The sequence below is a fragment of the Paraburkholderia lebeckiae genome, from assembly GCF_014201005.1.
GTDB lineage: Bacteria > Pseudomonadota > Gammaproteobacteria > Burkholderiales > Burkholderiaceae > Paraburkholderia > Paraburkholderia tuberum.
Genome location: NZ_JACHDK010000048.1, coordinates 1 through 12617 on the forward strand (window position 1 = coordinate 1; position 12617 = coordinate 12617).

At 60.5% G+C, this 12617-nt stretch carries 8 protein-coding genes and 1 pseudogene; 6 read left to right on the forward strand and 3 right to left on the reverse strand.

Going from position 1 to position 12617, the window contains the following annotated elements:
* Positions 1-455: 455 nt before the first annotated feature.
* Positions 456-1616, forward strand: coding sequence for an acyltransferase family protein (locus HDG39_RS33905; protein ID WP_184012569.1), 1161 nt, complete (start codon positions 456-458; stop codon positions 1614-1616).
* 535 nt (positions 1617-2151) lie between these two features.
* Here HDG39_RS33905 and HDG39_RS35765 read toward each other — a convergent pair.
* Together HDG39_RS35765 and HDG39_RS33915 are read right to left on the reverse strand one after the other, a co-directional pair.
* Positions 2152-5001, reverse strand: coding sequence for a CHAT domain-containing protein (locus HDG39_RS35765; protein WP_184012571.1), 2850 nt, complete (start codon positions 4999-5001; stop codon positions 2152-2154).
* Positions 4998-5840, reverse strand: a complete 843-nt coding sequence (locus tag HDG39_RS33915) for a hypothetical protein (RefSeq protein ID WP_184012573.1) — start codon at positions 5838-5840, stop codon at positions 4998-5000. Before HDG39_RS33915 ends, HDG39_RS35765 begins: the two co-directional genes overlap by 4 nt.
* A 395-nt stretch (positions 5841-6235) precedes the next feature.
* On the opposite strand from HDG39_RS33915, the pseudogene HDG39_RS36000 reads away from it, so the two are divergent.
* The 5 genes and pseudogenes from HDG39_RS36000 to HDG39_RS33940 all read left to right on the forward strand — a co-directional run.
* Positions 6236-6614 (forward strand): annotated as a pseudogene (locus HDG39_RS36000) (transposase); the annotation flags it as partial.
* A gap of 52 nt (positions 6615-6666) precedes the next feature.
* A complete protein-coding gene (locus tag HDG39_RS33925; protein ID WP_184012577.1) occupies positions 6667-7773 on the forward strand; it encodes a patatin-like phospholipase family protein in 1107 nt (368 codons plus the stop codon).
* Between the two features lie 12 nt (positions 7774-7785).
* Positions 7786-8943, forward strand: a complete 1158-nt coding sequence (locus tag HDG39_RS33930; protein ID WP_184012579.1) for a caspase family protein — start codon at positions 7786-7788, stop codon at positions 8941-8943.
* Positions 8940-10436, forward strand: a complete 1497-nt coding sequence (locus HDG39_RS33935) for a hypothetical protein (protein WP_184012581.1) — start codon at positions 8940-8942, stop codon at positions 10434-10436. Before HDG39_RS33930 ends, HDG39_RS33935 begins: the two co-directional genes overlap by 4 nt.
* Complete coding sequence (locus HDG39_RS33940) at positions 10433-11524, forward strand: ComEC/Rec2 family competence protein (protein ID WP_184012583.1); 1092 nt, start codon at positions 10433-10435, stop codon at positions 11522-11524. Before HDG39_RS33935 ends, HDG39_RS33940 begins: the two co-directional genes overlap by 4 nt.
* A gap of 727 nt (positions 11525-12251) precedes the next feature.
* On the opposite strand, the gene HDG39_RS34765 is transcribed toward HDG39_RS33940, so the two are convergent.
* Positions 12252-12539 (reverse strand): hypothetical protein, encoded by a 288-nt coding sequence (locus HDG39_RS34765; protein WP_221305967.1) that lies wholly within the window; start codon positions 12537-12539, stop codon positions 12252-12254.
* Between the last annotated feature and the right edge of the window lie 78 nt (positions 12540-12617).

Sequence of the window (12617 nt, forward strand, 5' to 3'; positions counted from 1 at the left end):
TGCATTCCGTCAGTGCAATCGGATTCGGCTGCTCGGGCAGTCGAGGGTATTGTTTGCTCACTTGACACCGGGCCCGCTAATGGGTGTCGACGATCTCGCAGGGTTAGTCCAATGTCCGGACTTTGGCCGAACCCGGTCCGATAGCTGAATTGAGAACCGCTTGCCGGCCCGCAGCGGATGATCGTCGCAAGTCGACCCTGAGCGGTCGGTTGCGATTCCAGTAAGCGGTCGTTCAATGTGACGTGATGCTATCGAGAATCCGACAAGGTCAGTTCGCACAGACCGGGGACACCCGGTTAGGTCCTTGTAATAACGGCAGTGTATTTTGCACGATCTGTATCACCCAGCAGGCGAACATACATCGTCACGAGCTCATTCGTTTCAATCGCAACGACCAAATGATATTGTCTCGTCTCTGAACGGGCAATGGCGGGCCACCCAAATCAGGATGTGTGATGAGCACTCAAGACGCTTCGGTCGACTTCACGACTCAGCCAGTCAAAACGGCTACGCGTCGAAATGCTGGTCTGGACGCGTTGCGTGCTTGCCTGACGCTGCTTGTCGTATTTCATCACTGCGCCATCACTTACGGCGCGGTCGGCGGATGGTACTACCATGAAGTAGCTCCGGACAAATCCTTGGGGTCCGTGTTGTTGGTGCTCTTCTGCGCGATCAACCAAGCGTTTTTCATGGGCCTATTTTTCTTCCTGGCAGGCTACTACACATCAAGCTCAATTGACCACAAGGGACCGTATCACTTTCTGATCGACCGGTTTCTGCGGCTCGGAATGCCCTTGCTCGTATACGGTTTGCTTATCGGACCAGCAACAATCGCATTAGCGCAGACAAGTCGCGGCGACCCGTTTATGGGTACTCTGGCTCAACTATGGCGAACAGGTACCTTCGAAAACGGACCCATGTGGTTTGCCCAGGCTTTACTGATGTTCAGTGTGGTCGCCGCGCTTTGGAACGTCGCATTCTCACGCCCAAAGGGTTACAAGGCAACCCGATCGGTTTGCAAGCTATTCCCGAATAACCTGACGCTGGCCGGTGGCGCGATTTTTACGGGCATTGCAGCACTGGCTTTACGGTACAAATGGCCTGTTGGGGTCAATGTATTGGGTCTTCAACTCGGGTACTTCGCCAGCTATATCGTGTTGTACGCCGCGGGTTGCTTCACAGCACGCGTGCGTTGGATCGAACGTCTACCGGAGCGTCAAGTCCAGATATGGTGGTGCATCGCCTTGATAGCGTTGCCCATATTGCCGCTGGTCTATTTTCTTGGCGGGAAACTGCCTGAATTACGCGGACATCTACTCACGGTGGTCTATGCATTTTGGGAGCCATTTGTCGCTTGGGGAACGATATTGTTTCTCGCAAAACATTTCCAACAACGCTTCGACGGCCTAGTTGGCGTGTGGCGGCCGCTGTCACGACGCGCCTACACGATCTACATTGTCCATCCGCCCGTACTGGTCGCTGTCGCTTTGGCTTGGCGAAACGTACCGGCTCCGCCGTTGCTGAAATTCGCATTAACCGGCAGCCTCGCTTGCCTGCTGTGCTATCTGATTGCTGGCCTATTGCTTCGACTGCCCAAGCTATCGTCGATTTTGTAACTATCTGGACAGGGGGCCGCGGCTCCCAATCCGATTGTCGACAATCGGCACACGGACGTGGAACGTCTCAAAGTGGCCGTGTGCCGACCCATGCAATTTGCATACACAACGTCAACCTCGCGAGGCTGCGATCGGCAGCACACGACCCATTGCCGACGGTCGGGTCGTCGCGGTTCCAACGGCAGGTATCAGAGTGGAACGGCCATACCGAGCCCTCATCTATGGACTCGTCTTTGGCCTTTGCCGATATTGATGCGGGGTGGGTTCTACGTCAGCAATGTGAACGCTTGCCGGCGGTGGCCGCGTCGAGTTGCCGGGCCGCAGCTTCTTGCATCGCGAACTCACACTCTCGACCCTCAGTGGAAGTCGCCGCTGGCAAAGGGTCGCGGAAAGCAGCCAGTCGCCGTTCGAACTCAGCCAACCAAGCCACCACAGCTGACGCGGCCCGATTAAAGCGGAAGGTTCTTCAAGATGCATCGCGCGAGCCGGGATCAAACGAACTAGCGGAGTCGCCATAATGGCGGCGAACTTAGCGCTAGCCGGTGCCGAAATGAATCATCGCGTCGGTGAACAGTGGTGACGCAAACGGCCATTCTCCGTCCGGAAGGACATCCTGTCGTCCGAGGATGCGCATCGCCTCATCACGGCTTGTCGCCGCCAGTCTCTGTCTCGAGGTAGCCAGGGCCGCGGCGATGCTCTTAGCGCTTTGCAGCTCTGCGTGGAAGTGTGCCATCTGGACCGTTGTCGCAGCATCGTGGACATGCCAACTCGCGGCAACAACGTTTCTCGCACCAGCAAGCAGCAGAGCCGTCGGGACGCTGGTGAACTCGCTTGCAGCGTGATCGCGAGGGGAACCGACCGAGCAGGCGGAGATCGTCACCAGCTCGCAGTTTCTGGCATCTAGCCGCGCGAAGATTCCAGGGATTGTGAGGCGCCCGCAGCCGAAAGTGCCGGTCGCGATCACTTGTGGAGGCTGGTGCGACGCCTTGAGGACGAGCCCGCTCAGATACGGATTGTCGGTGTCAAATTCCCCATGGCCCGCGAAGTGCACCCGGCGTGCCGACGGCATCGCTTCGACCAGTGCGCCGATGGTTGGTGCTAACCGGAGGAAGCCCGTCAGCAACTCACATTCCCTCGCGACCATTGCGAGCGAGCCAGTCGCGTCGCCGATGGCGACGGAGGTGCCGTCGGTCGCACGCGGGCGACTTGCCAGCAAGCCGATCGATCGCAGGGACGGCACGAGCGAAAGCGACAACGCCGGCCTGCGTCGTGTCAGCGCCCATAGCGGGATGAAAGAGAGCTCCGCTTGCACTGAGGCGATCAGGCGCTCGACAATTTCACCAAGCGCATCGACCAGTGGGCGCACGAAGTCGCGATCGAGCTCGTCGTACAGAGCTTCAAGCGTGGGACTGATTCCCGCTCCGACCGGCAGTTCCTCGTCCAGCGGGAGTGTCGGCGCCCTGAGGTCGCTACGGTTCAACCCGAGGCGCTGCACTTCTGCTTTCCAAGCAACGCTCCAGCGCGCACGCCACGCCGTCCGCTGGGGCCGCTCCCACGGAATGTGTAGGACTCGCAGTGACTTGCATTGCTCGGCGAACAGACAGACGACGCCAGACTCGATGGCGCTGAGGTCGATCGCCGCCGCATCTGCGGGTAGCTTGAGGTCACTATCGTCCACGGAACTTGCCGCATCGGGCGGTCGCGCACCGGTGCTTTCGACGATGGCCACAACGGCGCGGGCCGCCTGATCGCGCCGCTCGAGGACGAGATTCATAGACTGGCCTCCCTGCGCCGCCCACTCGACTGCCAAGTCGGCACTGATCAGCGAACAAATGGCGTTCTCGACCTCGGGCATGCCGACGCCGCGGCTCCAGTCGACCAGCTCAAGCCAGCGGTTGAAGCTCCGCGCGCGCGTCCGGTCCGAGATTCGTCGAACCGAACCGGGATCAATGGGCCAGGGCTCTCCTTTGTGGTTCTCTCCCTCAATACAACTGACTACGAGGGCAATCTCGGCAGCGTTTGACGCTGCCGAGATTGCGACCTGGCGCACCTCGGAGGCATCGGCCTCGTCCCACAGCCGCTGCGCATCGTCGAGTACGCGTTCGCTGAGGCGCTTGGCGTCGCCCCAGGCGCTCGCTTTAAAAAGAATCCTGGCCTCGTTCGACCGTAGCGACAGCGCCAGCCACGCGGCCTGAAGCCTGTCCGCGCTGTCGACGGCGGCTCTGACGGCCATCAGCGCGAACTCGGTATCACCCCGACGCTCGTAAAGAGCCGCGAGCAGATTCCTAGCCATCGGCTCGACTTCCGTGCCATCGGCCTTGCCTTGCTTGATGAGGGTCTTAATGATCCGCTCGTGCTCTTCGGTCGGTGTCCCGACCTGCAAGGCGTGGGCAACGGCCGCCAAGCCATTGACGCCGGCGAGGTCGAGAGCGCCGTCGTCGCCGATGACGGGTTGCTTGCGCCAACGCGCCGCCGACTTCATGTCGCCTAGGCGCTCAGCTTCTGTTGCCGCCTGTTCTAGGATCGCGGCACCGCGCGCGCGCTCACCAACCAGTTCCCAGGTGATTCCGACCTCGCTCAGGCAAAAAGCCGCAGCGTGCGCTTCCGAATCGCGGACCGCCTGCCGGCGCCCTTGCTGAAAGGCATTGATGGCCTCGAGCGGCCGCCGCGCTTGGCGCAACGCCTCACCGGCGGTCAGATAAATCCTCGCCGTCGGGGTCGGCGGAACGACGTCATCGAGCCATTTGCTATCTCGCCGGCTGGCATCGCCGCGCTGGTGGCGCTCGATCGCAAACAGTGCACGCTGAACGGCAGCATCTTGCAGGTTCACCATCATCGCGCATTTAGCGCCGTTCACCAATATGTCGAGGTCAAAGGCATCGGCTTCGCGCCGCTCATCCAACTCGTAGGCACCGACAATCTGGTTGCCTCGGTCGAACGCCTGCAGCGTGACGAGCAAGCGCAGACGCATGGCGGTCGCAGCCCGCCAAACAATGGCGTCACCCGAACCGCCAGCCGCGCTATCGATCTCTTGATCGATCAGGGAGACGGCACCCTCTTCGTCGCCCAGACTTTCGAGCTTGCCGGCCAGCAACAGAGCCAGTTGCATGGCAAGCGCCGCATCAACGTGCCTTTGGATGCGCACCGCGACACGCGCAATGGCCGTTACGCGCATCGCCAGTGAGTCCTTCAGCACATGGTTGACGATTAGTTCGTGCACGAAGGCGGTCAGAACTTCAGAGCGCAACTGCGGCGACTCAATCGCGTCCGCAGTGCGAAAGACTTCGTTGAGGCGCGACTCTTCCTCCGCTTCCGCCCTCGCTTCAAGCAGGTCGTTTCTGATTTGGAGAAGCAGCGGTATCAGCCGCTCTTCAGCGGGCCTCACCTGTCCGTCCTTGCGTGCCGAAGCAGATCGATTCGGGTCGACTGTTCGAACGGTCGGACGATCGCCGCCGCGCAAGGCAGCCAGTCGACCTGTAAGGGCTCGCAGGCTTTCCGCAAGCCGCGCAGCGTCGACTTGACTACCACCAGTACGCTTGGATGAGCGCCATCGAACATGAACTGGTCGCCAGAGATGACTTTTATAGCACCAGTATCGGCCAAGCAGCCGAAGTAGATCATCCACATGCCGTGCTGCGGATCGAAGTCGAGGAACAGCGGAAAGTGCGGGACGCTGGCCTGCAGCTTGTTCACGAATGCGCGGATTCGCGGGATGAGTGGCACCGGACGCGAGTCTCCGTCGGCAGGAAAGGTGACGATGCAGTTGCCGGACATCCCCTCACGAACATGCGGAGCGAGCGTGTCGAGGCGGAGCAGCGTGACCATACGATAGGTATCACAGGCCGCGACGTCACTCTCAGCCATTTCAAGGATGACCTTCTTTCGCTGCTTCGCTTCATTGCCCTTTCCGTACGGGAAGAAGGCCTTTATCTTGGGCAATGGCTCGCCGGCCCGCGCGGCGGCCGCCTTGACAACTAACATCAGACTGTCATCGTCGAACTGCTTCTCGAAGGCGTAAGCGACTGTGAGCCAAAGTCCCCATCCGATCTGGGAGGCAAATCCGGCATCGATCGCCTTGCGGACACCAAAAGCAACAGCCTGCGGATCGCTGCGAACGACTTCGGCGACTTTCTCGCTGTCGATTGCCATGCCGCCTTGGGGATGATTCTCGTACAGCGGAAGCAACCGTTCCATCGCGACCTTTGCCCGTTCGCTTATGTCCATGTCGCCTCCGCATATCCCCGTCAACACGATACGCCGGAAGCCTATTGAAGAAAAGCGGAAGCTCCTGCAGCGCGACAAGCATCAACGATCCCCATCGCTTCGGCCGTCTGGAACGGCGACGGGTCCGGTTATTACGGACATCGCGCATCGGTACCGCGCTGCCAAATGCCTGTACGGCGGAGGTATTGCGATCTTCCCCTTTTTTGCTGATGCGCTCGGCATCAAACTTCACTAACAGGCTGCTGAAATAGATCCCTGCAGCGTCTTTACGTGCATAAAATGAATGTTAGTTTCCGATCCATCAACCTCTCATAGGCGATGCGCGGCGCCGACACGCGTTGAGCAACTACATCCATGTTTTGATCGCCAGCGCCGTGGTCACGGTGACCAACGAATACGCGGAGCGCGAAGCGGTCAAGGTCATGATCAGCGATGCGAGGCAGGCACTGGGTGACGAAGAGTGTCAGTCACGCTCGGCGCTGACAAGGACTATGACGCCAATCAGTTCGTGCAGTCCTGCTCGGAGATGAACGCGACGCCGCTGTGGCACAGAACAAATCAAGACTGGGAGTGCGCGGTGCCGGACGCCATTACACGAAGCAAGGGGTATGCGAATTCGCAGCAAAAGGGCAAGCCGATTGAGCAAGGGTTGGCTCGACCAAGACGGTGGGCGGGATGCGTCAAGTAAGGGCGCGCGGACTGAAGAAAGTGGATCAGATGTTTGTTCTGACCATGGCGACCTACAACTTGGTGCGCATGGGCAACCCCGGGTAAATCCGTCTGCGGGGCCTCCAAAAAATGTGGTGTGCGTTAACCTGGGAAGACCATGACACTTGACGGCAAGACAATTGGCTTGGCGCTATCCGGTGGCGGGTTCCGCGCCACGCTCTTCGGCCTCGGGAGTCTATGGCGCTTGAACGAAGCGGGTCTGCTCGGTCGCTTGGATCGTGTTTCCAGTGTCTCGGGCGGATCGATCTTGGCCGGATTGCTCGCCCACCGATGGCGACGACTCGATTTCGCCGACGGTTGTGCTCGAAATTTCAGGGACGAGGTGGTAGAACCACTGCGGGCGCTGTGCGAGAAGACCATCGACGTCTCGGCGGGCATCAAGGGCCTCATCAACCCGTTCAAGTCGGCTGGCGAGTACTTGGCGGATTGCTACGACAAGCACCTGTTCCATGGCGCCACCACGCGCGATATGCCGGACCCGGCACGGCCGGGCGAACCCCGGTTTGTGCTTTACGCCACCAACATGCAGACCGGGCGCAACTTCCGGTTCCGGCAGGACATGCTAGCCGATTGGAAACTGGGCGTAGCACCTGGTGCCAGTGTGCCGCTCGCGCAAGCGGTCGCCGCATCGAGCGCCTTCCCGCCCGTGTTCTCGCCCATCGTCGTCGAGACCGACCCAGCCACCTGGTCCGAGGGCGAAGACATCCCGAACCTGGCTCAGTTGCGTCGCCGGATCGTGTTGACCGACGGCGGCGTGTACGACAACATGGGACTTGAAACACTCGTTCGCAAAGTCGATCTAGTGCTCGTTAGCGATGCTGGCGCGCCCTTCGAGATTGAACTCGCCCCCTCCGAGACGCCACCGCAAATGGGCAGAGTCCGCGACATTCTTATCGACCAGACCCGCGCGCTTCGCAAACGGTGGCTGATCGATGAGTTCACCGCCGGCCGACGCCACGGTGCTTACTGGGGCCTGGACACGCAGATCGGTGACTATTCGGATCCGCTGGCCGCGGCCCAGGACAACGGGATCACACGCGCGCTGGCGCGGCTACCCACACGGCTAGCAGGCTTCGGTGAGTTGACCGAGGGACGCCTGACCAACTGGGGTTACGCGCTGACGGACGCGGCACTCCGTCGACGGGCCGGTCTGCCGATTGCGCATTCGAGCGGGCTACCCGTGCCTGACGCGCCATTGAGTTGAGCACCAGCGCCCATGACCATACTGCATGACGATGGACAGGCCGATCCGGGCACGCACGTGCTCCTGGTCGGCGTTGGCGATTATCCTTACCTGAAGGACGGTGACGACGCCAAGCCGTTCGATATGGCCATGGGAATGGGGCAGTTGTCCTCCCCCCCTCTGTCGGTCCATGCACTCGCAACTTGGTTCATGGATGCCGACACAGGCTTCCATAACCCGGATCACCCATTGAGGTCGCTGCAAGTGCTCTGTTCGGCGGATGGACCGGTGCTGATCAACGGCACAGGTGGCGCACCACTTGCCGTGAATCGTGCCCGAATCCCCACCGTCAAGCAGGCAGTGATCGACTGGATGGCACGCGCCGGCCGTAACCCGGAAAACTATGCGGTGTTCTTCTTTTGCGGACACGGACTGGCGTTCGGCGAAGCCGAGAACGCCCTGCTCTTGGAAGACTTCGGCGGCAATCCTGTGAACCCCATGGCCGATGCCATTGCGTTCGACGCCATGCGCTTGGGCGTCTTGCGCCATTGCGCTGCCAAGCACCAGATCCATCTGGTCGACGCATGTCGCACACCGCCGACGAAGGACTTTCTGGAGACTTACGGCAACGGCGCGACGGGAGACCCCATCGCAATCGCCGGACTCAGCCGAAAGCTGCGCGACAAGATCGCACCGGTGTACTTCGCCACCGGATTGGCATCGGCCGCCTACGGCCTGAACGGGCAGCCCAGCTTGTTCACCCAGGGGCTGCTCCAGTCCATGCGCGGACCAGCGAGCCGCGACAAGGACGACCACTGGGAGGTTCAGGTCCCTGCGCTCGCTGAGGGCATCAACAAGTGCGTGGCCAGCATGTCGTTCCAGGTCCAGCCGCAGTACTGCCAGCCCCACGAAACCGGCCCAGAGTTGATGATCCACCGGCTGCGCGCCGACCCCGAAGTCATCGTCAAGGTCTTTACCCGCGATCCGAACCTGCTGCCGCAAGCAATCCTCGCACACGTCGCTGAGGACACACAGGCGCGTGAAGAGCGTTTACCCGATCCAGCGCCTTGGTGGGTCGCGCTCTCGACGGGTTCTTATCGATTCGAAGCGCTCGCCGCTGACGACAAGACCCAGGTGCTGGCTCAGAGGAGCAAGTACGTCATGCCACCCGGCGTGGAGGTCGGGTTATGAGCACCGGTCAGTTAGCGATTCGGCTGTCGTCGCCGAGTTGGGGGACCGGCTCCCAGACCTTGGCAATGGCCGAGGTGACCGCGGCACCTCGCAGCGGCACACGAGCACCAATCCTCAATATCCCACTCGGTGTCAACGATGCGCCGAAGAATCTTTCACTCGACGCTGGCCAGTATCTCGTGCGCCTATTCCTTCCGAGTGGTGAGGTCCAGGCGGAGCGTGTCGATGTTCGGGACGGTGGTCTGGCGGAGCTGAATTTCGACATCGGGGAGTCCCCGCACGAGTGGCTCGGATCGGCAGCGAGCTTGGGCATTGTGCAGACTCTGCCGCGCGTAAGCGAGGCGAGGTCACTCGAGGCCGCGCTCAGTCGCCCCGCACCGGCCATCTTTCGAAGCGGCTCGAATGTTGCGCGAGCGGATACGCTCGACCTGCTCAATCGCAGTTCAACGCAGTTCCGAGAGCTAGCCGCAAAAGCCGTGCTGTCCTTGGACCGCAGTACGAGTGAACTGGATCGCATCAGTGGCCACCATCGTGTGGCCCAGTCTGAGGGCTGGCGGTGGATCCACCGCGTAAGCCAAACCCGCGCATTTCCCAAAGGCCGCCTGTCGCCGGTGGACTTGGCGCGCTGGTGGACCGGCGATCCAGTTTCAGATCCGGTGCGCATGAATCTCGTGCAATCGGACGAGCGGAATGCGCGACTGATGCCGCCGGTGCCGGCATCTGGCGCACTGATGAATGGCGACGGAGCACGCGCCTTTGCAGCAGTATGTGATCCAGTCGGCGGCACTTACTACGCCGTTTTCCCGGAAGGTTGGGCGAGCACGTCGCAGTACCGTCTCGGCCAACTCGTCGCCCCGTCGGTGCTACTAACGGTGGTCATCGATACCGCGATGACTTCTGCAGACTCACGCTCAAGCCCGGCACGTTGGCGATGCGCGCCAGAGATCGACGATGTGGAGTCCATGAGCCTGCTCGGCTTCTTGCACGCCGGTCTGGCCGAGGCAGGTCAGATGATGCTCGAACGCGCGCATGCCTGGTTGTTCGAAAAGAGCGTGAATCCCGTCTCTGCAGCAGCAGGGGCCTACATGCTGCTCTCGCACACGGAAGAAGCGAACGTGCGGCTCGACCCCGACTGGCGCCGCTGGGTCGGGAATCTCTATCGCCGGTTCCCAACGATCCCCGACGCCGCGATTGCAATGGCACAGATGGCGATGACGTATGGTGAAACCGGACGCGGCGACGAAATCGACGTAGAGAAGCTCCGGGGGTACGCGCTTGAGGCGGTTCGGCGCGGCCTGCCCTACCTTGGCACGGGCGTCCGCCGGCTGACCGACGTGCTGGTCGCAATCGAGGGGGATGACCGAGCCGAAATGCGCTCGGGACCGCAGGTTGAGGGCACGCGCATGGCGTTGGCACTTGTGCGCGAACTGGGTCGCGTCACTGTCCCAGGCGAATTCTTTACCGTGCTGCGACTGGACGAGGAGCGCACATGAGCAACGTATACCGCATCCATGTGCTCCCAGCCCAGCGGGGAGATGCGCTGTGGATTGAGTACGGAACCGAAGACGCGCCGAACCACATCTTGATCGATGGCGGCATCACAGCGACAGGTCGCGATCACCTTCGCAAGCGAGTGGAGGAAGTTGGCTCCCCGTTGCATTTCGAACTGCTGGTCGTAACCCACATCGACCTGGACCACATCCAAGGCATCCTGCAGTTCCTGGAAGACCTGCCCGACGGGATCACCTTCGGCGACATCTGGTTCAACGGCTGGGACCAGATGAAGGCCATTGGCCTCGAACCGATGGGGGTCAAGGAAGGCATCCGACTATCGGAGATCCTGAAGAAGAATCACAAGACGACTTGGAATAAGGCGGCCGACGGCAAGGCCATTGCGCTCGAGGCGGACGGCAGCGTCGTCACATACACGATCGACGGAGGCATGAAGTTAACCGTACTCGGTCCCGCCCACGAGCAACTCGTCAGATTGCGCGAGCGCTGGGACGACGTCATCGAGGAGTTTGGCGCTGCTGAAGAGGCCGAAGACAGCGGCGAAGTACCATCAGGCCTCGACTTGAGAATACCAGGCTTGGAACCGATGGGGCCTATTGACATCCCCGAGCTAGCCAAAAGCAAGTTCAAGGAAGATGAGACCATCCCAAATGGCTCGAGCATTGCGCTCTTGCTCGAGTACGAAGGAAGAACTGCTCTCATGCTCGGGGACGCTTACCCTTCGGTAATCGTGAACAGCCTGCGCACGCTCTCTCCCAACGGGCGCTTCAAGGTTGACGTGGTCAAGTTGGCCCACCACGGCAGCCGCAACAATACGGATCGCGCCATGGCATCACTGCTCTCCGCGCCCACCTGGATCTTCAGTTCGAATGGCGCCGGCAACACCAAGCACCCGCACAAGGAGTCGGTGGCCCGCGTGCTCCATGACGGCAAGGATGTTAGGACACTGATCTTCAACTACCGCACAACCTTCAACGATGTCTGGGACGATGAAGACCTTATAGAGGAGTTTGGGTACGAGGTCGTCTACGGCGACGGTCACTCGCCTGTCGTCGTAATGTTGAGATAGGGCACGACCAACTTCGTTCGCTCAGTGCAGTCAAGTGTGAAGACACGCGCTATGCGGTCTGAATCGCCTCGGTTGGTGTAGATGCTACCCATAGTGAGACAAGCGTTGGCGTTCAGCACCACGCCGCCAGTGCCTGAATCGATTTGGGACCAGTAGACAGCCTTGAGCCTCAATTCGACGCCCCATGGCTGCCACTTAGCAGCGCCCGCTCCTGATCGAGACTCGTCTAACGGTGAACGCATGCAGGTCGGCATGGGCCGATGAAGCAACGTTCGATGTTGTGAATTGAACGGCCGTTTCCTGGATAGAACCGACGCCTGAACGTCCGAGTGACGGCGCGGGCGAACGTCGGGTCATGGCCGAACCCGGTCCGATAGCTGAATTGAGAACCGCTTGCCGGCCCGCAGCGGATGATCGTCGCAAGTCGACCCAGAGCCGACTTCCGGCATGTCGAAGCATCAATGGCTCTTTGAAGAGTGAAGCGGACTTTCGTCGCGGAAAGGTTACCGGTGGGTCGTCGGCCTGAGCCGACGTTCGCCGATCAAATTGGTGCGGCTGTCGCGTATCGCTTTGCTGACTTTTACAAACTGGCGTCGGCGAATGTCAGCTCTCTCTGTCCATCAACCAGTTTTACCGACCCGATCCAGACCTTTCACAGTCCCTGGGAATTTTCGCTTGCCGAGAAACGATGCGCACGATGATCGCCGACGGCCTCAAAGGTATGCCGTCAAAGGTGCGGCAAATCGTCAATGCATTTTTCGACATGATCGCCAGGGACATCCGTGTCGATCCCGGCGTGTCCGTCGGTGTGAGAGACAACCACAATTTTTGGCCCGAGATATCGTGTGCCACCAAGCGTAAAAAGGGACCAAACAACATCTCCCCGACGGATCGCGGCGACGACTTCGACCACCTCCACAATCGCAGGGGGGGACAGCCATTCACGCGTCGACGGATCGACGGGAGCCCAACGCACATGGGTAAACCTGTCGTTCGTCCTTTCAATTACCCACATTTCTACAATGAATCCTGGTAACCTGGCGTGCGTCATGACGAGCGCGCGAGCAGAATGGCCGGGAAACGACAAGTAGAA